Origin of the sequence: Pseudomonas sp. WS 5010 (assembly GCF_012985565.1) — a bacterium.
Classification (GTDB): Bacteria; Pseudomonadota; Gammaproteobacteria; order Pseudomonadales; family Pseudomonadaceae; genus Aquipseudomonas.
Map to the genome: position 1 here is coordinate 483579 of NZ_JAAQWQ010000006.1, position 24133 is coordinate 507711.

A 24133-nucleotide genomic window follows, 5' to 3' on the forward strand; every position below is an offset into this window, starting at 1 on the left:
CGGCAATCAGCCGAGGTGCAGCGAAATTGCCTGTTACAACTGCACTCAGTTTTTGTGCGGCGCGGGCTGTTGTTGAGTCAGGCAATGGATATTGCCGCCACCCAGTAACAGTTCACGGCCCGGCACCATCACCACTTCATGCTGCGGGAACAGGCCCTGGAGGATTTCCTGGGCGCGCCTGTCCAGCGGGTCATCAAAACTCGGCGCGATAATGCCGCCGTTGACGATCAGAAAGTTGACGTAGGAACCGGCCAGACGCACGGTCGGATTACGCTCCTGGGAGCCGTCCACCGGGTCGACACCGGCGCATTCTTCCTCAGTGGCGTACAACGGCCCCGGGATCGGCATTTTATGCACGATAAACGCGCGGCCCTTGGCGTCGGTGCTGTTTTGCAGCACGTCCATGGCAGCATGGCAGCGTGCATAGTTCGGGTCTTGCGGATCGTCCGTCCAGGCCAGCAACACTTCACCCGGGCGCACGTAGCAGCAGAAGTTATCCACATGGCCGTCGGTTTCGTCGTTGAACAGACCGTCGGGCAGCCAGATGATCTTATCCACAGCCAGGTTGGCGCTCAGGACCGCTTCGATCTCTTCGCGGCCCAGATGGGGGTTGCGATTGCGATTGAGCAGGCATTCCTCGGTAGTGATCAGGGTGCCTTCACCGTCGACGTGAATCGAACCGCCTTCGAGCACAAAACCCTCGGTGCGATAACGCGGGCTGCGCTCGATCTCGAGGATCTTGCCGCCCACCTGGGAGTCGCGGTTCCACGGCGCATACAGGCCACCGTCAAACCCGCCCCAGGCATTGAAGTCCCAATTCACGCCACGGACTTCGCCGTGGTCATTGATCACGAAGGTCGGCCCGCTGTCGCGTACCCACGCATCGTCGCTGGACATCTCCACCACCCGGATATTCGGCACATCCAGGCGCGCCCGGGCGTTTTCGTACTGACCGGCGGAAACCGCAACCGTCACCGGCTCAAAACGCGCAATGGCCTTGGCCACTGCCACGTGGGCCGCCTGCGCCGGTTTGCCGCCCAGGCGCCAGTTGTCCGGGCGCTCGGGCCAGATCATCCAGGCCTGGGTCTGGGGTGCCCACTCGGCTGGCATATAGAAGCCGTCAGCGCGAGGCGTGCTGTGCAAAGTGGTCATGGCGATCAGGACTCCAGGGAACCGTCGAGGGTCTTGAGCGCGCCGTACAGGTTCGGCCGGCGGTCACGGAACGAGCCCCACGCGCTGCGGATGTGCTCCAGTTCATCGAGGTCGAAGCTGTGCACCAGGATGCCTTCTTCGGTTTCGTTGAGCTCTTGGACTTTTTCGCCGAACTGGTTGGCAATGAACGACGAGCCGTAGAAGTCGATGTCGTAGCCGTCCTGCTCTTCGTTGCCGATGCGGTTGCTGGCGATCAGCGGCATCAGGTTGGCGCCGGCATGGCCTTGTTGCACGCGCTGCCAGTGGTCACGGGACGAGATGGTCTTGTCGTGTGGCTCGCTGCCGATGGCGGTCGGGTAGAACAGGATCTCCGCGCCTTGCAACGCCATGCTGCGGGCGCATTCCGGGAACCACTGGTCCCAGCAGATGCCCACGCCGATTTTCGCGTAGCGGGTGTTCCACACTTTGAAGCCGGTATCGCCCGGGTTGAAGTAGTACTTTTCGTGGTAGCCAGGGCCGTCCGGGATGTGGCTTTTACGATAAATCCCGAGGTTGGAGCCGTCGGCGTCGATGATCGCGATGCTGTTGAACCGCGCACGGCCGGCCAGCTCGAAGAAGCTGATCGGCAGCACCACTTGCAGTTCCTTGGCGATTTTCTGGAAGTGCTTGATGGCCACGTTTTCTGCAACCGGGGTTGCCAGTTGCAGATAGTCCGGGTTTGGCTTCTGGCAGAAGTACGGGCTTTCGAACAGTTCCTGGATCAGGATGATCTGCGCGCCTTTGGCTGCGGCCTCACGGACCAGCTTTTCAGCGGTCTCGATATTGGCTTCGAGGTCCCAGGAACAAGCCATCTGGGTAGCGGCGACGGTAACGATACGGCTCATGAATCATCTCCTGGGCGGTGGTCAGCGGCCAGGATAACCGGGGCCGATGACAGAAAGGGGAATGCTGGGCGACTTTATAGCGGATAAAAATCGGCTTTTAAAGCTTGCAAACATCCAACCGTCTAAAAAATTCAAAATATTCCCGATAACAATCGGGTTAACGTCTGAAACCCCATCACCCTTGTGGGAGCGGGCTTGCTCGCGAAATCGGTGTGTCTGTCTACAAATCTGTCACTGATACACCGCTTTCGCGAGCAAGCCCGCTCCCACAGGGGTGATCTCATTTCAACTCATAGAAAGGTGTTTACAACCCTTCATCCAACACCTTCGACAACATGTCGACAAAGAAATCCACACTGCGTTTAGACGTGACCATCGGCGGCTTGATCTTGAGGATGTTCAGATAGTCCCCGGTCGGCTGCATGAAAATCCCCAACTCACGCAAGCGATCACACAGCTTGGCGGTTTCTTGCGTCGCCGGCTCCAGGGTCTGCCGATCCCGTACCAACTCCAGCCCCAGATAGAAGCCCGAGCCATGCACCGCCCCCACCAGGGGATGGCGCTCGATCAACGCCTCCAGCCGCGCCTTGAAGTGCCCGCCGACCACCTGGGCGTTTTCCCAAAGCTTTTCTTGCTCCATCACATCCAGCACCGCCATACCAATCCGGCAACTCACCGGGCTGCCCCCCGAGGACGAGAAGAAATACCCTTCGGCCTCCAGCGCTTCGGCGATTTCCCGGCGGGTAATCACGGCGCCAAGGGGCTGGCCGTTACCCATGCCTTTGGCCATGGTGATGATGTCCGGCACCACGCCCTGTTCTTCAAAACCCCAGAAGAAGTGGCCCATGCGGCCGTAGCCGACCTGCACTTCATCGGCGATGCACACCCCACCCTGGGCACGCACCAGGGCATACACCTGCTGCAAATAGCCCGGCGGCAGGGAGATGCCACCGGCATTGCCATACACCGGCTCGCAGATAAAACCCGCCAACTGGCGCTGCCTGGCGGCGATCTTCGCCAGGTTGTGCTCCACGCTGCGCACGTAATCCGGCGCACTGTGCGGGCCACGGAATTGGCCGCGATAGGTATTGGGCGCGGTCACGGGGTGCACCCAATCCGGCCGGCTGCTCAAGGCCTGAGGGTTGTCGGCGATTGAGGTGGACACCGCATCGGCCGCCACCGACCAGCCGTGATAGGCCTCCAGCACACTGAGCATGTCGCACCCGCCGCTGTAGGCCCAGGCCAGGCGGATCGCCAGGTCGTTGGCTTCGGTGCCACTGTTGACCAGGAACACCCGGTCCATGGACTCGGGCGCCAGCGCCAGCAGCCGCTCGGAGAACTCGGCAATCGCGGCGTAATGAAAGCGCGAGTTGGTATTGAGCAGCGACCACTGCCGCGCCGCCACCTGGGCCATGCGTGGATGGCCGTGGCCCAGCACCGCGACATTGTTGAGCATGTCCAGATACGAGCGGCCCTGCATGTCGATCAGATGGTTGCGCCAGCCGCGTTCGATGCGCGGCGGGTCGACGTAATAGTGCTTTTGCGAGCGCGCAAAGCTGGCGTCGCGTCGGGCCAGCAAGGCTTCTGGATCCAGCTCCGGCTCGGCGTCACAGGCAAGGCCCAGCAGTGTCGCCGGCGAGGGGCACAACACCTGCCAGGCCGCAGCGCGGGACGGTGTGCAAAACAGTGGCGGATCAAGGTCAACCCGGCACAGTTGCACGGTCAATGCCCCGCCCGCCTCCCCCAGGACCTGGCCCTTGAGCACCGCGGCGCCGGGTTGCAACGCATTTTTCAGGCCCAGCAGCCGTACATTCAGTTGCGCGCTATGCAGACTTAATACGCCATCGGCAGTGCTGCGCAGGATGCCGGCGAACGGCGCCTCTACGACGCTGCCCTGGGGCACATACAGTTCAACGTGCAGGGCGAACGTTTGCGGTTCGCTCGCGCAGTCCGGACGCGTGCGGGACAAGCGATACTGACCATAACGACTGGCCGCCAAGCCATGGACCGTTGCGGCCTGCTGCAATAAATGTTGGTCGATGCCAGGGGTTTCCCAGTTTCCGGCTTCGAAATGTTCACTGAGCACACCCAGGTCAATCAGCGCGAACTCGCGCCCCACCAGGCCCGGCAGCAGCGGGGCGAAGCCTTCGCTGGCCACTGGTTTGGGGGTTGCACCGACGCACGCCTGGATCGCCGCCTCCATCAACTCAAACGGCACCGAGGTGGCAACCTGGAAGATTTCCCACTCGTGCTCGGCATTCTTCAACAGGTAGGTGTTATCCGGGTCCAGGCGCTGCTGCTGTTCACTGCTCAGCACCAGGACCGCCGCACGGGCCACGATCAGCGGCCACAGCGCCTGCAACTCCTGGGGTTGCAAAGGGGTCAACGCGTGACAGGCCCGGATCGCCGGCAGGATCGCAAACGGGTCGCCCTCGGCGTGGTGCAGCAAAGCGGCACAGGTCACCGACAAGTCCGCAATCCGCCAGGTGTGCACCAGGTCGCCGAAATCAATGACACCCTGCACTTGCCAATGCCGCTCGGCATCGCGCTGCCACACCACATTGTCGTCGGTGATATCCATATGCACGGCCTGCCAGGGCAACTGATCGACCAAGGGCCGCAGGCGCTGCTCGACCTCTACCGCGACCCGCTCCAGGACCGCGCGCTGCGGCAGGTTGTCGAGCGTCGACAATAAATGGCTGATCAGCTCCCGGGCATGTCGCGGGTCCCATTGCAGGGTGCGCTCCAGGCCCGCGTGCGCAAAATCGGCCAATGCCTGGCTCATCTGCCCGCACAGCCGGCCAAAACCTGTGATCAACGCGCGGCCCAGATGCGGCAGGTGGGTCAGCGGCTGGCCTTCGATATAGTCCAGCAACCGCAGGTGCAAGGCCTGCCCGGCCAGCGTCACGCTCAGTAGTTGCTCGCCGCCGAGGGTGCTGATGACCTTGGGCACCCGGACGCCGGCGTGTGCCTGCAAGTGCTCAAGAGCGGCGTGCTGGGCGTGCAGCTCAACGGCGGCGTACTCACCCCGGCAGATTTTCAGGACGAAGCGGCCACGATCGCTGTCGACGCGGTAATTGAGGTCTTGCTGGCTGCCCAGGGACTGCAGGGTGCCGCTGAGGCCGTAATGCTGCTCAAGCAACTGCAAGGCTTGCTCCGCGCTGACCTGCGGGCACGGCAAACGGGTGCGATGGATCAATGTATCGAGCAGCATGTGACGGTCCCTGGTTTTTTGTTGGGCGCTTATATCGCCATTGTTAATAGGTCAGATGCAACCCCGACCCCATTGAGATTGTCTTCTTTAAAGCACGCAAGCTGGGCCAATCTGACCACCGCCCCTTGCACGCCCCATCGCAAGCCCGCAAGCTATGCCCCATTCGCTCAATGTCCGTCTAAGGAAAAGGCCTCTCGACATGCGTATTCTTGTTACCGGTGGCGCCGGTTTTATCGGTTCCGCACTGATCCGCCATTTGATTCAAAACACTGAACATGAAGTTCTCAACCTCGACAAACTGACCTACGCCGGCAATCTTGAGTCGCTGACCAGCATCGCGACCAACACCCGCTATGAGTTCGTCCAGGCCGATATCATCGACCAGGCCACCGTCAGCGCAGTGCTGGCGCGTTTCCAGCCCCAGGCCATCATGCACCTGGCGGCCGAGTCCCATGTCGACCGCTCCATCGACGGCCCGTCGGACTTTATCCAGACCAACATCGTCGGCACCTACAGCCTGCTTGAGGCCACTCGTGCCTACTGGCAACAGCTGGCAGAGCCGGCCAAGAGCGCCTTCCGCTTCCATCACATCTCCACCGACGAAGTGTATGGCGACCTGCATGGCGTGGATGACCTGTTCACCGAAACCACGCCTTACGCGCCAAGTTCGCCTTATTCCGCGAGCAAGGCGGCGTCCGACCACCTGGTCCGTGCCTGGCAGCGTACCTATGGTTTGCCGGTACTGCTGACCAACTGCTCGAACAACTACGGGCCGTTCCACTTCCCCGAGAAGTTGATCCCGCTGGTGATCCTCAATGCCTTGGCAGGCAAGCCGCTGCCGGTATATGGCGATGGCCTGCAAGTGCGCGACTGGCTGTATGTCGAAGACCACGCCCGTGCGCTGCTCAAAGTGGTCACCGAAGGTGTGGTAGGCGAGACCTACAACATCGGCGGGCACAACGAGCAGAAGAACATCGACGTGGTGCGTGGCATCTGTGCGCTGCTCGAAGAGCTGGCGCCACAGCGTCCGGCCGGCGTTGCCCAGTTCAGCGACCTGATCACCTTCGTCAAGGATCGCCCAGGCCACGACCAGCGCTACGCCATCGATGCCAGCAAGATCGAGCGCGAGCTGGGTTGGGTCCCGGAAGAAACCTTCGAGACCGGCCTGCGCAAGACCGTGCAGTGGTACCTCGATAACCTGCAATGGTGCCGCCGGGTCCAGGACGGCAGTTATCAGGGCGAGCGCCTCGGCAACACCGATGCGAAGGACCTGATTGCATGATGAAGGGAATCGTACTGGCCGGTGGCTCCGGGACGCGCCTGCACCCCATTACCCTGGGGGTTTCCAAGCAGTTGCTGCCGGTGTACGACAAACCGATGATCTACTACCCGATTTCCGTGCTGATGCTCGCCGGAATCAAGGAGATCCTCGTGATCTCCACGCCCGTGGACTTGCCGCAATACCGCAACCTGCTGGGCGACGGCAGCCAGTTCGGCGTGCAGATCAGCTACGCAGAGCAGCCTTCGCCAGACGGCTTGGCGCAAGCCTTCCTGATCGGCGAAGCGTTCATCGGCAATGACCCGGTATGCCTGATCCTGGGTGACAACATTTTCCACGGCCAACACTTCAGCGAGCAACTGCGCACCGCTGCCAAACGCCCAACCGGCGCCACAGTGTTCGGCTACTGGGTCAAGGATCCGGAGCGCTTCGGGGTGATTGATTTCGATGGTGAAGGCCGCGCCCTTTCCATCGAGGAAAAACCCGCCAAGCCCAAGTCCAGCTATGCCGTGACCGGCCTGTACTTCTATGACAACGATGTGGTCAAGATCGCCAAGGCCGTCCAGCCATCACCACGCGGCGAACTTGAAATCACCGACGTCAACAATGCCTACCTCAAGCGTGGCGACCTGCATGTCGAGCGTTTCGGCCGTGGTTTTGCCTGGCTCGATACCGGCACCCATGACAGCCTGCTGGAAGCCTCGATCTATGTTCAGACCATTGAGCATCGGCAGGGCCTGAAAGTGGCTTGCCTCGAAGAAATCGCCTACGAGAACGGTTGGATCGATCGCGACCATTTGCTTGAGCGGGCCAAATACTTTGGCAAGACAGGCTATGGCCAGTACCTGTTCACCCTCGCCGGGGAAACCAAATGACTGGGAGCGGGACACCGTTGAAAATCCTCATCACCGGCCAGCACGGCCAGGTTTCCCGTGAACTGCAACAGCGGCTCCAGGGCCTGGGTGAACTGGTCGTGCTCGGTCGCGACCAGCTCGACCTGGCCAACCCCGAGCAGATCCGCCAACAGGTACGCAGCCATCGCCCGGGGCTGATCATCAACGCGGCGGCGCATACCGCTGTCGACCAGGCCGAGAACGAGCCCGATGTAGCCTTCGCGATCAATGCCACGGCGCCCGGCATCCTCGCCGAAGAAGCCAAGGCCCTGGGCATTCCGTTGATCCACTACTCCACCGACTATGTGTTCGACGGCAGCAAGCCCGCGCCCTACACCGAAGACGATGTGCCCAACCCCTTGGGTGTCTACGGCCAGAGCAAGCTGGCGGGCGAGCAGGCCATTGCGGCGGTGGGCGGTCAGTACCTGATCCTGCGTACCAGCTGGGTGTATTCGAGCCACGGCAAGAACTTCCTGCTGACCATGCAGCGCCTACTCCAGGAAAAGCCGCAGATGCGCATCGTCGCCGACCAGATCGGCGCGCCGACCTGGGCCGGGACCATCGCCAACAGCACCCGTGCCCTGATCGAGCGCTGGCAGGCCGGCCAGGCCGCAGACTGGGGTGTCTATCACCTGACGGCCCAGGGCGAGACCTCATGGTTCGGCTTTGCCCAGGCCATTGGCGAGCACCTGCTGGCCGAAGGCAAGGCGTGCGCCGAGCTGGAAGGGATTCCCGCCAGTGACTACCCAACGCCCGCCAAGCGCCCGTTGAACTCGCGCCTGGATTGCAGCCGCCTGCAACAACAATGGCAAGTCGGCCAACCGCAGTGGCGCGAAGCATTGCGCGAGTGTCTTGCACAGCAGCACTAGGCATAATGCGCCTGTACCCTCAGGCGCAGACCTACATGACTCCACCTCTTCCACGAAGACCCCGCTGGCGCAGCCTGGCCTTGCTGGCACTGTGCCTGGCGCCGTTGCTGTGGCCGCTGGAGCATCTGGCCGAGCGCTACTATCGCAGCGAACTGGCCGGGCAGAACCGCCAGACCCTCGACCTGTACGTCGCCAACCTGCTGGGCACACTGCATCGCTACGAAGTACTGCCGCAGATCCTTGGCGACTTGCCGGCCCTGCGTACCGCCCTGGCAGCGCCCCACGTCAGCACCAACCTGGTCGCGGCCAACCAGTTGCTCAAGGAGGTGGCAGCCCAGGCGGGCGTGGAAGTGATGTACCTGATGGACACCCGTGGCAAGACCCTGGCCGCTTCGAACTGGGACAAACAGGACAGCTTCGTCGGCCGCAACTTTTCCTTTCGACCTTATTTCAGCGAAGCCATGGCCGGGCGCCTGGGGCGCTTCTTCGGCCTGGGCACCACCTCGGCCAAGCGCGGGTATTTCTTCGCCGCTGCGGTGCGTGAAGATGAACATGTGATCGGCGTGCTGGTGGTCAAGGTCGACCTGGACCACACCGAAAGCCTCTGGGGCCAGACTCCCGAGCAATTGCTGGTCACCGACCACAACGGCGTGGTGATCCTGACCTCGCGCCCACAATGGCGTTTTCGTGCGACCCGGCCCCTGACCGAGGCCGAGCGCCAGGCGATCATCGCGATCCAGCCCTATCCGACCCGCGATCCGCAGCCGCTGGTTTTCAGCTCCAGCGCCTGGCTGCGCCAATCCACCGAAATTGCCGAAACCGGCTGGAATGTGGAGATCCTTGCCCCGCGCACCTTGATCGACCGCCCGGTGCGCACAGTGGTCGCCGTCGGCGGCGCGACCTTGCTGGTGCTGATGCTGCTGCTCGGTCTGATGATGCAGCGCCGTCGTCATTACCTGGAACGCATCGCATTTGAAGCCAAGGCCCGGCGCGAGCTGGAAATGCGCGTGGCCGAACGGACCAGCGACCTCGAAGGCCTCAACCGCCGCCTGCGCCAGGAAGTGCTGGAACGCGAAAATGCCCAGCAGGAACTGGTGCGCGCCCAGGATGACCTGGTGCAGGCGGGCAAGCTGTCGGCGCTGGGCACCATGTCGGCCAGCATCAGCCATGAGCTCAACCAGCCCCTGGCCGCCATCCGCAGTTACGCAGAAAACGCCGAGATTCTCCTCGACCACCAGCGTACCGACGACGCCCGCGGCAACCTCAAGCTGATCAGCGAATTGACCGGGCGCATGGCCTCGATCATCGCCCACTTGCGCGCCTTTGCCCGCCGCGACCGGCATGCCCCGGAAAGCGTGGCCCTGCAACCGGCCCTGGACGACGCGCTGGCATTGCTGGCCAAGCGCCGGCGGGCCATGGAAGTGGAACTGATCCGCGACTTGCCAGAGGCATCCCTGTGGGTAGAGGCCGGCGAAACCCGCCTGCGCCAGGTGCTGGGCAACCTGTTGGCCAATGCCCTGGACGCCCTGACCGAAAAAGGCCCGCCGCGCAAACTGTGGCTGAGTGCCGAATCCACCGAGCAGGGCGTCAACCTGTACATCCGCGACAACGGGCCTGGGTTCTGCATGGAAGCCCTGGGTCGCGCCGGCGAGCCTTTCTACACCACCAAGACCCGCACCCAGGGCCTAGGGTTGGGCCTGGCCATCTGTGACACCCTGATGCGCGCCTTTGGCGGTGAACTGTTGTTTGCCAACCACAAGGAAGGCGGCGCACTGATAACCTTGAAACTGCGCGCCGGCGCCCCCGGCGTCAGTCTGCAACCGTCCGAGGACCGCAGTGTATGAGTATCGATAACCAGATTCAGGTGGTGTTGATCGACGATGATCCACACCTGCGTCAGGCCCTGTGCCAGACCCTGGACCTGGCCGGGCTGAAAGTCCTGCCCCTTGGCGAAGCCACCGGCCTTACGGCGCGCCTGTCGCGGGACTGGCCGGGGGTGGTGGTCAGCGACATCCGCATGCCCGGCATGGACGGCCTGGAGCTGCTCACTGAGCTTCACAGCCAGGACCCGGAGCTGCCGGTGCTGCTGATCACAGGCCACGGCGATGTGCCACTGGCGGTGCAGGCCATGCGCGCCGGCGCCTATGACTTCCTCGAAAAGCCCTTCGCCAGCGACGCCCTGCTCGACAGCGTGCGCCGCGCCCTGGCCCTGCGCCGGCTGGTGCTGGACAACCGCAGCCTGCGCCTGGCCCTGAGTGATCGCCAGCAACTGAGCACGCGCCTGGTGGGGCAATCGGCGCCAATGCTGCGCCTGCGCGAGCAGATTGGCGCGCTGGCGGCGACCCGTGCCGATGTGCTGATCCTTGGTGAAACCGGCGCCGGCAAGGAAGTGGTGGCACGCGCCCTGCACGACCTGTCGAACCGTCGCACCGGGCCGTTTGTTGCAATCAACGCGGGCGCCCTGGCCGAGTCCGTGGTCGAAAGCGAGCTGTTCGGCCATGAACCGGGGGCCTTTACCGGTGCGCAGAAGCGGCGGATCGGCAAGTTCGAATTTGCCAACGGCGGCACGTTGTTCCTCGATGAAATCGAAAGCATGAGCCTGGATGTACAGGTCAAGTTGCTGCGCCTGTTGCAGGAGCGCGTGGTCGAGCGCCTGGGTGGCAATCAGCAGATCCCCCTGGATATCCGCATCATCGCCGCGACCAAGGAAGACCTGCGCCAGTCCGCCGACCAGGGCCGCTTTCGCGCAGACTTGTACTACCGCCTGAACGTTGCGCCGCTGCGCATTCCGCCCCTGCGCGAGCGTGGCGAAGATGCCTTGATGCTGTTCCAGCACTTCGCCGACGAGGCCAGCAGCCGCCACGGCCTGCCGCTGCACGAGTTGCAGCCTGGCCAACGGGCAATGCTGTTGCGCCATAACTGGCCGGGCAACGTGCGGGAGTTGCAAAACGTCGCCGAACGCTTCGCCCTCGGCCTGGAACTGGCCCTGGACAGCACACCGGACGGCCCGGCGCCGGGTGTGCCGATGTCTACCGGGGGCTTGAGCGAGCAAGTCGAGCACTTTGAAAAAGCCCTGATCGCCGCCGAGCTTGGTCGCCCCCACAGCTCCGTGCGTAGCCTGGCCGAAGCCCTCGGGGTGCCGCGCAAGACCCTGCATGACAAGTTGCGCAAGCATGGGCTGAACTTTGCCGACAGCGGCAACGCTCACACCGATGACGAGTGACCCTTTCCACCAGCCAAGAGACCACCATGAGCCGCGATAGCCGTTACCTGGAATCCATTCTGCACCATGACATCCCCCTGACCCGGGAGATGGGCCTCAAGGTGCTCGACTGGCAGGACCGGCAATTGCGCCTGCACTTACCGTTGCAGGCCAATATCAACCACAAGAGCACTATGTTTGGCGGCAGCCTGTATTGCGGCGCGGTCTTGGCCGGCTGGGGCTGGCTGCACCTACAGCTGCGCGAGGAAGGGATTGAAGACGGGCACATCGTGATTCAGGAAGGGCAGATCAGCTATCCGCTGCCTGTCACCCAGGACGCCACCGCGATTTGCCAGGCGCCGGAGGACAAGGTGTGGAAGCGGTTTTTGGCGACCTACCGGCGCCATGGCCGGGCACGGCTGGCCCTGCAGACGTGGATTGTGAATGAGGGCAGTGAAGAGCAGGCGGTGGCGTTTACCGGGCAGTACGTGTTGCACCGCTAAACCTGCAACACATAAACAATGTGGGCACAGGGCTTATGTGGGAGCGGGCTTGCTCGCGAAAGCGGTGTATCAGTCAGCACTTGTATTGGCTGATACACCGCTTTCGCGAGCAAGCCCGCTCCCACATTTTTGATCGCGGCGGTTTATGACCTTGCCAGCGCCAGCAAACGCTCGCGCCAGGCGGCCTTGGCCGGCAAGGCCAGGAAGAACGGGTTCAGCAGCGACTCGCGCGCCGGGTAGCTGAACGGCTGGCCATTCAACTCCAGCACTTCGCCACCCGCACCTTCCAGCACGCCCTGGGCCGCAGCGGTGTCCCACTGCGACGTCGGCGCCAGGCGCGGATAACAATCGGCGCTGCCTTCGGCCAACAGGCAAAATTTCAACGAGCTGCCGATATTGGCCAGCTTCAACTGCCCCAGCCCTTGGCTCAACCCATCGAGCAAGCGCTCCTGTTCGGGGCTGGTATGGCGACGGCTGGCGACCACGGTGAACGCTTCGCCTGCGACTGGCTTCTGGCGCACCTGGATCGGCCGGGGCGCGGCATTCACGTCGGAGCGCCACGCCCCAAGGCCGGCGCCGCCGAAGTAGCAGCGGCCACTGGTGGGCATCGACACCACGCCGAACACCACCCGTCCCTGTTCGATCAAGGCGATGTTGACGGTGAATTCTTCACTGCCGCTGATAAATTCCTTGGTGCCATCCAGCGGGTCCACCAGCCACCAGCGCTGCCAACGGGCACGCACGCTCTGGTCAATGTCGGCATCTTCTTCCGACAGCACCGGGATGCTGGGGTCCAGCGCGGTGAGGCCGGCGAGAATCAGGTGGTGGGCGGCCAGGTCGGCGGCGGTGACTGGCGAATCATCGGCCTTGGCTGTCACGGCCACATCGGCGCGCCAATACGGCAGGATGACCTCGCCGGCCTGGCGAGCCAGTTCAATCACGGGGGCGATGTAGGCGTGGCCGAGGAACAATTCGCTCATGGCTGGTAGGCCCCGCGCTGGGTCAGCAGGTCCCGCACCAGGTACAGCGCGGCGAGGGCACGGCCTTCGCTGAACTGCGGGTTCTGCGCCAGTTGCGCCAGTTCGCGCAGGTTGACCCGGTCCACGCGCATCGGCTCGGGCTCGTCGCCCTCCAGGCGTTCTTCGTACAGCTCGGTGGCCAGCACCACCTGGATTTTCTGGCTCATATAGCCGGGGGACAGGGACAGCTCGGTCAAGTGCTCCAACTGCCGTGCGCCGTAGCCTGCTTCTTCCTTGAGTTCACGGTCTGCCGCCGCCAGCACATCTTCGCCCGGTTCGATCAGGCCCTTGGGCAAGGACAGTTCATACTCATCCGTGCCACCGCAGTATTCCTCCACCAGCAGCGCGTGGTCAGCGTCGATCATCGCCACGATCATCACCGCGCCATACCCTGCACCCCGGCCCACCAGGCGCTCGTAGGTCCGTTCAACGCCATTGGAAAAGCGCAACTGCACTTGCTCCACGCGGAACAAACGACTACTGGCGACAATTTCGCGGGCGAGGACGGTGGGTTTCTGGCGCATAAAGGGCTCCTTGGCGTGATCGGGTTACTATACCGTGGCTTTTCCGATTGTCTGTGTCGGATGTATTTACTTACCTGCTTGAGAGCCCACCATGCCGCCACTGCCCTGGTCTGATATCGATACCGTCTTGCTGGACATGGACGGCACCTTGCTCGACCTGCATTTCGACAACCACTTCTGGATGGAACACCTGCCCCGGCGCTATGCCGAACTGCACGGGGTGAGCCAGGCCATGGCCGAGATGGAGTTGCAGCCGCTGTTCGAGCGTAACGCTGGCCAGTTGCAATGGTATTGCCTGGATTTCTGGAGCGCCGAACTGCAGATCCCGGTGCGCGAACTCAAGCTGGAAACCGCCCACCTGATCGCCCTGCGACCGGACGCCGATACCTTTCTGGCGGCGATCAAACAGGCTGGCAAGCGCGTGATCCTGATCACCAACGCCCACCGCGACTCGCTGTCGCTGAAGCTGGAACGCATTGAGCTGGCGCCGTATTTCGAGCGGCTGATCAGCTCCCACGACTATGGTTTTGCCAAGGAAAACCCGCAGTTCTGGGACGCCCTGCAAGCGGATATCGATTTTGACCCGGCGCGCAGCCTGTTTATCGACGACACCTTGCCGATTCTGCGCAGTGCGCGGGATTTCGGGGTGGGGCATTTGCTGGCGGTCAAACAGCCGGACAGCCGCAAAGGGCCCAAGGATACGGCGGAGTTCGATGCGGTCGGGGATTACCGGGAATTGATTGTCGGGCTCTAAAACTATGTGTAACACCCCTGTGGGAGCGGGCTTGCCCGCGATAGCGGTGGGTCAGAGCTAGATCTGCTGACTGACACACCGCAATCGCGGGCAAGCCCGCTCCCACATTATTTAGTTGCCTTGGGTATTACTCAGGAATACGCAGCGTCTGCCCTGGGTAGATTTTGTCCGGGTGCGACAACAGCGGCTTGTTGGCCTCGAAGATTTTGTTGTACTGATTGGCGTTGCCATAGACCGCCAAAGAGATCGCGCTGAGGGTGTCGCCCTTTTTCACCACGACAAAGCGGGCAGCCGCAACAACAGGGCCCGACACAGTGATTTTATCTTCCACGGTAGCCACGCCAGCAATATTGCCCAGCGCCAGCAGAATCTTCTCTTTCTCCTCCTGGGTGGCGACTTCACCGGTCACCGTCACCTTGTCGCCATCCACCGTGGTCTGCACATTCGGGTTACCCAGGCCGACCTTGGCAACGTGATCCTTCAACTGTTCACTCGCGTTCGCATTACCCGGCGTCAACAGATCAACGATTTTCTCGCCGGCTTCTTTGATAAAGCTAAAAAGACTCATAGTGCGCTCTCCTTGGGATTAGGTTTCCAGATGCCAAAGACTAGACCAGTCTTACAGACCTTGGTTCCAGCCCGACCAATGACGCAAACGCGCTAGAATCCCCCCGCTATTGGAATAAGAGCCCCGGAGCGAAGATGGACATCAAACAGCTGAAATTCCTCATCGCCCTCGACGAAACCCGTCACTTCGGCCAGGCAGCCGCGCGCTGCCACATTACCCAGCCGACCCTGTCGATGCGCCTGCGCAGCCTGGAAGAAGAGCTGGAGCTGCCGCTGGTCAACCGCGGCCAGCGTTTCGAGGGCTTTACCGCCCCCGGCGAGCGGGTGCTGGCCTGGGCGCGGACGGTGCTGGCAGCCTACGACGGCCTGCAGGCCGAAGCCGCCGCCTGCCGGGGCAACCTGGTGGGGACACTGCGCCTGGGCGTGGTGCCGCTGTCGAGCTTTGATCCGCTGGCCTTGATGCAACAACTGCACAAGCAACACCCCAGCCTGCGATTTGAGTTATCAGCGTTGAGTTCCGAACAGATCCTCGAACAACTGGCGAGCAATCGCCTGGACCTGGGCGTGTCCTACCTCGAGCGCCTGGACGCCGAGCGCTTTGACTCCCTGGCCCTGGAAGAAACCCGCATGGGCCTGCTGTACGACCAACGGTTCTTCAGCTTCGGCGAAAAGCCCCTGAGCTGGGAGGCGCTGATCGAACTGCCCCTGGGCATGCTCACCAGTGGCATGCACTTTCGCCAGTCCATCGACCATAACTTCCACAGCCGGGGCCTGACGCCGCAACCTCTGCTGCAAACCGATGCCGTCCATCAGTTGCTGCAGGCCGTGCACGGCGGCCTGTGTTGTGCGGTGATGCCGCTGGATGGCGGCCTCGACGCGCTGACCGAACACCTGCGCCTGCAACCCATCGAAAACGCGCAAACCCTGGCCAAGCTGGGGCTGATCATGCGCCGCAGCGCGCCGCGCTCGGCGTTGGCCGAGGCGTGTTTCGCGCTTTATCAGTAATCGCTGGCAAAGCCTTGATCGACGTCATCTATCGGTAGATCAGTACTGACGATTAGACGCGACCCTTTGTCGCGCCTAGTCTTCACTCTGAACACTTCGCCGGTGACTAGACTTGATGAACGCCCAGCGCCCAGCATGCGCGGCGCCCGCCCTGACAACGCCCGCGCCTGCCGCCAGCCAGAGTTATCAATACTGCAACCTCGACCATACGGAATCGGCCAGCACCGCGCTGGCCGAGGAAGTCGCGTTGGCGATTGCCTATAACGACATCAACCAGGCGGTAATGCTGGTGACGCCCACCGATCTTGAAGACTTTATCGTCGGCTTCAGCCTGGGCAGCGGCATCATCAGCGACATCAGCGATATCTATGACCTGCAACTGAGCGGTGCAGGCTCGGCCCAGTACGCCCAGGTGCAGATCTGCAGCCGCGCCTTCTGGAACCTCAAGCAACAGCGCCGGCAACTGGCCGGCACCAGCGGCTGCGGCCTGTGTGGCGTGCAAGCCCTGGAGCAGGCGCTGCCGGACCTTCAGGTGCTGTCGGGCGCACCGCTGCCGCCTGCTGCCTGGCTGGAGGGCTTGCGCCAGCGCATCAGTGCCTTTCAGCCGCTGGGCCAGTACAGCGGCGCGGTGCATGCGGCGGTGTTCATGGATAACCAGGGCGAACTGCTGCTGGGCCGCGAAGATATCGGCCGCCATAACGCCCTCGACAAACTGATCGGCGCCCTGGTCCGCCAGCGCATCCCGACCGCAGGCGGCGTGGCAATTGTCACCAGCCGTTGCAGTCTCGAATTGATCCAGAAAGTCCTGCGCGCAGGCATCCAGACCCTGGTCAGCCTGTCATCGCCCACCGGCCTGGCCCTGCAATGGGCGCGCCGGCACAACCTCAATCTCATCCACCTGCCGCAAAAAAGCGCGCCGCGGGTCTACAGCCCTGCGATGGAGTACCAGCCATGAGCAATCATCACCAAGCCGACCAAACCCCGACCCCGCGCTACAAGCCCTATAAAGGCCCGGCTGGCGGCTGGGGCGCGCTGATCAGCGTGGCGCAGGCGTGGCTGACCAGCGATAACGCGCTGAAAAATATCCGCATGATGCTCAAGACTAACCAGAACGGCGGCTTCGACTGCCCAGGTTGCGCCTGGGGTGACTCGCCGGAAAGCGGCATGGTCAAGTTCTGCGAGAACGGCGCCAAGGCGGTCAACTGGGAAGCCACCAAGCGCCGGGTAGATGCGGCGTTCTTCGCCAAACACAGTGTCAGCGCACTGCTGGAGCAGAGCGACTATTGGCTGGAATACCAGGGCCGCCTGACCGAGCCGATGAGCTATGACGCCCAGACCGACCGCTACAAACCCATCAGTTGGGAGTCGGCCTTCGACCTGATCGGCCAGCACCTGCGAGCCCTGCCAAGCCCGGACATGGCCGAGTTCTACACCTCGGGCCGGGCCAGCAATGAAGCGGCGTACCTGTATCAGTTGTTCGTGCGCGCCTACGGCACCAACAACTTCCCGGACTGCTCGAACATGTGCCACGAAGCCAGCGGCGTGGCCCTGGCGCAAAGCGTGGGTGTCGGCAAAGGCACTGTGACGTTTGATGATTTCGAGCACGCCGACGCGATTTTCGTCTGGGGCCAGAACCCCGGCACCAACCACCCGCGCATGCTCGAACCGCTGCGCGAAGCGGTGAAGCGCGGCGCCCAGGTGGTGTGTATCAACCCGCTCAAGGAGCGTGGCCTGGAACGTTTCCAGCACCCGCAGCACCCGCTGGAAATGCTCACCAACGGCGACAAGCCGACCAACACCGCGTATTTCCGCCCGGCGCTGGGTGGCGACATGGCCATCCTGCGCGGCATGGCCAAGTTCCTGCTGCTGTGGGAGCGCCAGGCCCAGGCCGAAGGCAAGGAGGCAGTGTTCGACCACGACTTCCTCAATGAACACACGATCAATGTGCTGGATTACCTGGCCAAGATCGACGACACCTCCTGGGATGAAATCGTCGAGCAATCCGGCCTGAGCCTGGTGGAAATCGAGCAAGCGGCGCGCATGTACGCCAAAGGCAAGAACGTGATCATGTGCTGGGCGATGGGCATCACCCAGCATCGGCACTCGGTGCCGACCATCCAGGAAATCGCCAACCTGATGCTGCTGCGCGGCAACATTGGCCGCCCCGGTGCCGGCCTGTGTCCGGTGCGTGGCCACAGTAACGTGCAGGGCGACCGCACCATGGGGATCAACGAACGGCCACCCGTGGCCTTCCTGGATGCCCTGGAGCGTCGCTTCCAGTTCAAGGTACCCCGGGACAACGGGCATAACGTGGTCGAAGCGATCCACGCCATGCTCGAAGGCCGCGCCAAAGTGTTTATCGGCCTGGGTGGCAACTTCGCCCAAGCGACGCCCGACAGCCCTCGCACCTTCCAGGCCTTGAGCAACTGCGACCTGACGGTGCAGATCAGCACCAAGCTCAATCGCAGCCACCTGGCCCACGGCAAGCAGGCCTTGATCCTGCCGTGCCTGGGCCGCACCGACATCGATATCCAGGCCGATGGCCCGCAAGCGGTGACGGTGGAAGATTCGTTCAGCATGGTGCACGCCTCCAATGGCCAGTTGCAGCCGCTGTCGAAACTGATGAAGTCGGAACCGGCCATTCTCGCCGGCATCGCCGCCGCCACCCTGGGTAGCAAGCCGGTGGACTGGAACTGGCTGGTGGCCGATTACCGCCGCATCCGCGACTTGATCGCCGACACCATCCCCGGCTTCAAGGACTTCAACGAGCGTGTGCAGCACCCAGGCGGTTTCTACCTGGGCAACAGCGCCGGCGCCCGCCGCTGGAATACCCCGTCAGGCCGGGCGAATTTCCGCGCCAACATCCTGCCCAAGGACTTGGTGCATGAACGCACTCGTGCCACTGGCCAGTTGCCCGACCTGATCATGCAATCCATGCGTTCCCACGATCAGTACAACACCACCATCTACGGCCTGGATGACCGTTATCGTGGGGTCAAGGGCCAGCGCGACGTGCTGTTCGTCAACGAAGCCGACATCATCCGCCTGGGCTTCAAGCCGGGGCAGAAGGCCGATATCGTGTCGATCTGGGATGATGGCCGTGAACGCCGGGTCAAGGGTTTTACCTTGCTGGCGTTCGATATTCCGGCGGGGCAGGCAGCGGCCTATTACCCGGAGGTCAACCCGCTGGTGCCGTTGGAAAGCACCGGGGATGGTAGCCATACGCCTACCTCCAAGTTCGTGGCGATTCGCCTGGAAGCGGCCAGCGACAAGGGTTTGATCATGGCCCGAACTGCCTGATCGTCTCCATGGTTGGGAACGATCTTCACGGGCACAAAAAAGGCCGCTTTTGTATAAAAGCGGCCGTTGCGAAGTAAATAAAGACCGGCAAAAACGACTTAAGTTCCCTAGATAAAACAGTAACTTAGCTAATTGTATACAACCTGCACCACTGGTCGGAATTCGATTGTAAGAATAATCCGACAACCTCAGGATCGCGCCGTCATCCCCTTGAGGTTCACCTATGAAGTTCTCCTCGATTCTCTTGTTGTCCCTTGGCCTGGTCAGTGGCGCAGCCATGGCCGGTGGCACCACCGAAGCCGGTGTAGGCGGCGCATTGGGCGGGGTTTTAGGTTCTGTCGTCGGCCAGCAGATCGGCGGCAATACCGGTTCGGCCATTGGTGCAGCCCTGGGCGGCGCTGGCGGTAGCGCAGTAGGCGCAGACAAACGCAGCCGTGGCGAAGCAGCCATTGGCGGTGCACTGGGCGCAGCGGGCGGCAACGTGGTCGGGCGCAGTGTCGGCGGTAGCACCGGCAGCTTGATCGGCGCAGCAGCAGGCGGTGGCGCCGGCGGCGCACTGGGTAACTATATGGGCAACAAGAGCGATGACGACGACCGCCGCGATCGCGGGCGTGATAACCGTCGCTATGACCGTGATGATCATCGTGGCCGTGGGCATGCTTATGGCCATCGCAAGAACAAGCATCACTACCGTCACCGGTAAACACAGCAAACTCAATGTGGGAGCTGGCTTGCCTGCGATAGCGCAATGCCAGCAACCAATAGGTGGCCTGACACTGAGCTATCGCGGGCAAGCCCGGCTCCCACATTAGCTCTTCATTGTTTCGCAGGCCGCAGTCAGACCGCCAGGTGTTGCAGTGCTTCGCGCAGTACCTGTGGAATCGTCACCGGCTGGTTCGTCGCCCGGTCCACAAACACATGCACAAACCGCCCCGCCGCACAGGCCTCATCCTCGCCGGCCTTGAACACCGCCAACTCGTACTGCACAGAACTGTTGCCCAACTTGCCCACCCGCAGGCCGATATCGATACGGTCGGGAAAGGCAACCGAGGCAAAGTAGTCGCACGCCGAACTCACCACAAACCCCACCACTTCGCCGTCATGGATATCCAGCCCGCCCTGTTCGATCAGGTAGGTGTTCACCGCCGTGTCGAAAAAGCTGTAGTAGGTGACGTTATTCACATGCCCATACACGTCATTGTCGTGCCAGCGCGTAATGATCGGCTGGAAGTGACGGTAATCGGCACGCTGCGGCATTGAGTCAGGCATGGACAAGTCTCGTTGAAGTGAATTTACAGGTCGCTCAGATGGGTCTCGGCCCAATCCCGCACCTGGGCATACGGATATTCTTCCAGCACGCCAGATCCTGGAATCCCCCGGGCCTTGAGCTTGGTAAACAGCGGCACGCTGATCCCACATAGAAACCGCGTCAGGCGTTCCGCCCCTGGCAGGCTGCCGGTGTGCTGATGATGCCTGTGGATAAAATCCCCGCACAGCCCCTGGAAATTTTTATCCACAAGCGGTGCCTGCCCCGGTGGTGCCGGCAGATGGGCGACCTGGCCATGACACACCGAACAATGCCCGCACTGGCGCGGCGCCTCGGCATCGCCAAAGTACTCCGCCAACCGATAGCCCAGGCAGCGTTCGCTGGCAAACAACGCCAGCATCCCATGGATGCGCGCCACTTCCGTGGCTTCGTGCTGCTTGAAGCCTGTGTATAACTCTTCGCTCAAGGCCTGGGGGTCAAACCCGCTATCGAGCAGGCTGTAGACTTCGGTCATCTGCTTGCTTTCCAGCTCGATCAGGCCCTGTTCCTGGAAATAGTCCAGCGCCTTGACCACCCGGCCACGCTCGGCCTGGTGCTGTTGATAAAGCGCGTCGAAATCCACGGTAGCCCAGCTCCTGGCCCGTTTGCACACCTGGATGATCGCGGCGACAAACTGCTGCCGCTCCCCGGAAAAACGCGCCAGCAACACCTCCGGCTCCACCAGGTACTTGAAGCGATACTCGGCATAAAACGCATAGCGCGGTGCAATGACCCCCTTGAGTTCCAATTGCACCAGCAAGGTCTTGAGCGGTAGCTCGCGGATGTTGCTCAGCTCTGCCAATGACCTCAGCAGAAACTCCCATTGCCCGTCATCAGCGGCCGCCAGCAGTTCTTCCAGCACCAACCGAATGCCTTCCTGCTCCGGCGTATCGCCGTACACAAAGTTCTCCAGCACATTAAGGCTGTCGCGGTTGGCCAGCACCAGGCACTCGGAAGGCTGGCCATCGCGCCCGGCCCGGCCGATTTCCTGGCTGTAGTTCTCGATGGATTTGGGCAGGTCGAAATGCACAACGTTGCGGATGTCACTCTTGTCGATACCCATGCCAAAGGCAATGGTGGCGACGATGCAATTGGACTGGCCGCCCATGAACCGGCGCTGGATGCCCTCGCGCTTATCGTGGGGCAAACCTGCGTGATAGGCCTCGGCCTGGATGCCATGGCGATTCAGATGCTCGGCGATCTGCTCGGCGGTTTTCTGCAAGGTGACGTAGACGATGCTCGGCTGGTTGGCCCGCTCGCCCATCCACTCCACCAGGCGCCGGCGTTTGTCTGCGCCGCTGACCGGTTCCACCAGCAGGTTGAGGTTGGGTCGATAGAAACCGGTGGTGATCACGTCTGCGGGGGCGATGGCGAACTTGGCCTGCATGTCCGCAATCACCTTGGGTGTGGCGGTGGCGGTCAACAGTAGCGCCTGGGGAATCTTGAACTGGCGCTGGTAGTCGGGGAGCTTGAGGTAGTCCGGGCGGAAATTATGGCCCCATTCGGAAATACAGTGCGCCTCGTCCACCACCAATAATGAAATCGAAACGCTTTGCAAAAAGTTGCGAAAGCGCTCGTTCTTCAGGCGCTCTACGGAAATCATCAGGATCTTCAGCTCGCCGGAGCGAGCGCGGGCCATTACGTCATTGGCCTGATCACGGCTTTGCGTCGAATCGATGCTGCCGGCCGAAATACCATGACGCTGCAAAAAGCCCAGTTGGTCCTGCATCAACGCCAACAGTGGCGACACCACCAGTGTCAGGTGCGGCAGCACCACGGCTGAGAGCTGGTAACAGAGGGATTTGCCGGAACCTGTGGGAAAGATCGCCGCCGCCGAACGACCGGCCAGCACGGCGCTGACAGCCGCCTCCTGGCCAGGGCGAAACTGTGGATAACCAAAGACCTGTTGGAGGGTGTCGTGCATGAGCTGTCACTCCATTGACCGCTGAACAGGCCTAAAACATAGCCCGGTATTTTCAGCGGATCGAAAAAGGTCGCGAGGAAAAGAGAGACAGGATGATACACAGGCTGCGAGGGTGAACCGACAATCTATAGAACACCGCAAAACACATGTGGGAGCGGGCTTGCCCGCGATGGCGGTGCCCCAGTCGATACCTCTGTTGACTGTTACACCGCTATCGCGGACAAGCCCGCTCCCACATTTTCAGACCGTTGCTACCGCTCGATCAGCGGTTTTGCACACGCTCAATGGCTTTGTCATACACCGGGTTGGCCTTCTGTTCCTTGGCCAATTGGTAGTGACGCAACGCATCGGCAAACTGCCCGGCCGCTTCGTAGATCCGCGCGATGTTGTAGTAGGACCCGGCACGCACGGTGGCGGCTGTCGGGCCGCTGGCCAGGGCAATCGCCTTGCGGTTGGCCCAGATCGACTCGGCGGTGTTTCCGGCTTTCTGATAGGCCAGGCCGAGATTGCCGTAGGCTTTACCGAAGGAATTATCCAGCTCGATTGCCTGGCGGAAGTAGTCGATCGCCTGGTCCAGGTTACCGGCCTGGTAGGCCGCTTCGCCTTTGAGGTTCAGCTTTTTCGCATCACCCTGTACCGCTGAACTGACCACCACGGCATCCACGGCAACGCTGTCGTTGAGCAGGGGTTTGACTTCGTTGAGCACATCCTTGGCCTCGACCAGCACGCCGGTGAAGGTATTGATGTCCTGGAAGTCACCGCTGCCGGTCATGCGGAACACGGTCCACAAGTTACCGGTGCGATTGGTCGGCACGTAGTAAGTGCGGACCAGGGACTGGCCCATGTACACAAACACCTTGGCCTGGCTTTCGGACAGCGCCGTGGAACCGGTATCGGTGCGGTTGGAGAAGTCATGCACGGCGTACACGTAGCTTTCGCCGTAGTGTTTTTTCTGCAGGGTGATGGTTTCCGGGCCGTAGCTGTCGGTGTCATCCACATCCAGCTCGGCATCGGTGCCGGTCTTGCTGTTGAAGTAGATGTTGTTGCCGGGGAAGATCATGTGGGAGTCGAGGTCCGAAGGCGATTGCCCCCAGGTCAGTACCACACGCAGGCCGTCGAGGTTTTCCATCACCGGGCTGATGGCATAGGTCATGCCTTTGCACGGGCACTTGACCACCAGGTTGGAGTAGCCGGGCTTCTTGATGATCAGCAGGTTGTCGGCACCATCGGCAACTTCGCTGGTGAGGGTGACTTGGCCCTGGGCATTGGTGCGCCCCACCACATTCTGTGCGCCGTTGCGTTGCAGCAAGACTTCGGCGTCGGCGATTTTCTGGTCCTTGACCACCGCACTGAGCACCTCGATCGGCAACTGCTCGGCCTGGACCGAAAACGCCACCGCACACAATGACATCGCCGAGGCGACACGAAGCAAACCCATGCTTAACTCCCTTTAAGTAGTGGGCGGAATCGCCCTACAAGATTTTGCGGTGAAACATACGCTGAATTCAGGGGTTTTGCCGGGATTTTATACAGAATGTGACGTGGTTTTTATCCCACCTGCGCCAGGGTGCCCCGCAGCCAAATCGCAAACTTCGGAAGCCTCCGTAGGAAATCGCCAAGCCGGGGCCCATACGCTTCCCAAACTTCCTCCAACCTACACTTGACCCTCTACAGAATCAGCCAACCCTGACCGAAACTAGCGCCTTCGCCATCTGCTCGGTAAAAGTCCGTGAGCGAT

20 protein-coding genes are annotated in these 24133 nt (G+C 61.9%); 11 read left to right on the plus strand and 9 right to left on the minus strand.

Annotated elements, in window-relative coordinates; translation table 11 throughout:
* Positions 1–45: 45 nt before the first annotated feature.
* From aguA to HBO11_RS22385, 3 genes are all read right to left on the minus strand, one after another.
* Positions 46–1152: an agmatine deiminase gene (gene aguA, locus HBO11_RS22375; protein ID WP_169953871.1), complete on the minus strand. Its 1107-nt coding sequence runs from the start codon at positions 1150–1152 to the stop codon at positions 46–48.
* Between the two features lie 5 nt (positions 1153–1157).
* Positions 1158–2036 (minus strand): N-carbamoylputrescine amidase, encoded by an 879-nt coding sequence (aguB, locus tag HBO11_RS22380; RefSeq protein ID WP_169953872.1) that lies wholly within the window; start codon positions 2034–2036, stop codon positions 1158–1160.
* A gap of 304 nt (positions 2037–2340) precedes the next feature.
* Positions 2341–5250 (minus strand): aminotransferase, encoded by a 2910-nt coding sequence (locus HBO11_RS22385; RefSeq protein WP_169953873.1) that lies wholly within the window; start codon positions 5248–5250, stop codon positions 2341–2343.
* Positions 5251–5449: 199 nt separating this feature from the next.
* Here HBO11_RS22385 and rfbB point away from each other — a divergent pair, with 199 nt between their 5' ends.
* From rfbB to HBO11_RS22415, 6 genes are read left to right on the plus strand one after another with little or no spacing between them, the layout of a single operon-like run.
* Positions 5450–6532: a dTDP-glucose 4,6-dehydratase gene (gene rfbB / locus HBO11_RS22390; RefSeq protein ID WP_169953874.1), complete on the plus strand. Its 1083-nt coding sequence runs from the start codon at positions 5450–5452 to the stop codon at positions 6530–6532.
* On the plus strand, positions 6529–7404 hold the full coding sequence (rfbA, locus tag HBO11_RS22395; protein ID WP_169953875.1) for a glucose-1-phosphate thymidylyltransferase RfbA: 876 nt from the start codon (positions 6529–6531) through the stop codon (positions 7402–7404). The genes rfbB and rfbA overlap by 4 nt, the downstream gene beginning before the upstream one ends.
* Complete coding sequence (gene rfbD / locus HBO11_RS22400) at positions 7401–8291, plus strand: dTDP-4-dehydrorhamnose reductase (protein ID WP_169953876.1); 891 nt, start codon at positions 7401–7403, stop codon at positions 8289–8291. Before rfbA ends, rfbD begins: the two co-directional genes overlap by 4 nt.
* A 35-nt stretch (positions 8292–8326) precedes the next feature.
* Entirely contained in the window at positions 8327–10135 is a 1809-nt protein-coding gene (locus HBO11_RS22405) for an ATP-binding protein (RefSeq protein WP_169953877.1), read from the plus strand.
* Positions 10132–11514, plus strand: coding sequence for a sigma-54 dependent transcriptional regulator (locus HBO11_RS22410; RefSeq protein ID WP_169953878.1), 1383 nt, complete (start codon positions 10132–10134; stop codon positions 11512–11514). The genes HBO11_RS22405 and HBO11_RS22410 overlap by 4 nt, the downstream gene beginning before the upstream one ends.
* A 26-nt stretch (positions 11515–11540) precedes the next feature.
* Positions 11541–11996 (plus strand): thioesterase domain-containing protein, encoded by a 456-nt coding sequence (locus HBO11_RS22415; protein ID WP_169953879.1) that lies wholly within the window; start codon positions 11541–11543, stop codon positions 11994–11996.
* Positions 11997–12139: 143 nt separating this feature from the next.
* On the opposite strand, the gene cysQ is transcribed toward HBO11_RS22415, so the two are convergent.
* Together cysQ and nudE are read right to left on the minus strand one after the other, a co-directional pair.
* A complete protein-coding gene (gene cysQ, locus HBO11_RS22420) occupies positions 12140–12976 on the minus strand; it encodes a 3'(2'),5'-bisphosphate nucleotidase CysQ (RefSeq protein ID WP_169953880.1) in 837 nt (278 codons plus the stop codon).
* On the minus strand, positions 12973–13539 hold the full coding sequence (gene nudE, locus HBO11_RS22425; protein ID WP_169953881.1) for an ADP compounds hydrolase NudE: 567 nt from the start codon (positions 13537–13539) through the stop codon (positions 12973–12975). The genes cysQ and nudE overlap by 4 nt, the downstream gene beginning before the upstream one ends.
* Positions 13540–13630: 91 nt before the next feature.
* Here nudE and yrfG point away from each other — a divergent pair, with 91 nt between their 5' ends.
* Positions 13631–14293: a GMP/IMP nucleotidase gene (gene yrfG, locus HBO11_RS22430; RefSeq protein WP_169953882.1), complete on the plus strand. Its 663-nt coding sequence runs from the start codon at positions 13631–13633 to the stop codon at positions 14291–14293.
* 127 nt (positions 14294–14420) lie between these two features.
* On the opposite strand, the gene lysM is transcribed toward yrfG, so the two are convergent.
* Positions 14421–14861, minus strand: coding sequence for a peptidoglycan-binding protein LysM (gene lysM / locus HBO11_RS22435; protein ID WP_169953883.1), 441 nt, complete (start codon positions 14859–14861; stop codon positions 14421–14423).
* A gap of 134 nt (positions 14862–14995) precedes the next feature.
* On the opposite strand from lysM, the gene HBO11_RS22440 reads away from it, so the two are divergent.
* The 4 genes from HBO11_RS22440 to HBO11_RS22455 all read left to right on the plus strand — a co-directional run bounded on the left by HBO11_RS22440 (position 14996) and on the right by HBO11_RS22455 (position 19868).
* Positions 14996–15865, plus strand: a complete 870-nt coding sequence (locus HBO11_RS22440) for a LysR family transcriptional regulator (protein ID WP_169953884.1) — start codon at positions 14996–14998, stop codon at positions 15863–15865.
* Positions 15866–15980: 115 nt separating this feature from the next.
* Complete coding sequence (gene fdhD, locus HBO11_RS22445) at positions 15981–16820, plus strand: formate dehydrogenase accessory sulfurtransferase FdhD (protein ID WP_169953885.1); 840 nt, start codon at positions 15981–15983, stop codon at positions 16818–16820.
* A complete protein-coding gene (locus HBO11_RS22450; protein ID WP_169953886.1) occupies positions 16817–19165 on the plus strand; it encodes an FdhF/YdeP family oxidoreductase in 2349 nt (782 codons plus the stop codon). Before fdhD ends, HBO11_RS22450 begins: the two co-directional genes overlap by 4 nt.
* A 223-nt stretch (positions 19166–19388) precedes the next feature.
* Complete coding sequence (locus HBO11_RS22455; RefSeq protein ID WP_169953887.1) at positions 19389–19868, plus strand: glycine zipper domain-containing protein; 480 nt, start codon at positions 19389–19391, stop codon at positions 19866–19868.
* A 134-nt stretch (positions 19869–20002) separates the two neighbouring features.
* Here the strand turns inward: HBO11_RS22455 and HBO11_RS22460 are convergent, their stop codons facing one another.
* From HBO11_RS22460 to HBO11_RS22470, 3 genes are all read right to left on the minus strand, one after another.
* On the minus strand, positions 20003–20434 hold the full coding sequence (locus tag HBO11_RS22460; RefSeq protein ID WP_169953888.1) for a thioesterase family protein: 432 nt from the start codon (positions 20432–20434) through the stop codon (positions 20003–20005).
* Between the two features lie 23 nt (positions 20435–20457).
* Positions 20458–22395, minus strand: a complete 1938-nt coding sequence (locus HBO11_RS22465; RefSeq protein ID WP_169953889.1) for an ATP-dependent DNA helicase RecQ — start codon at positions 22393–22395, stop codon at positions 20458–20460.
* Positions 22396–22657: 262 nt separating this feature from the next.
* Positions 22658–23833 carry a tetratricopeptide repeat protein gene (locus HBO11_RS22470; RefSeq protein ID WP_169953890.1) on the minus strand — a complete coding sequence of 392 codons (1176 nt, stop codon included), beginning with the start codon at positions 23831–23833 and terminating at the stop codon, positions 22658–22660.
* Positions 23834–24133: the final 300 nt, after the last annotated feature.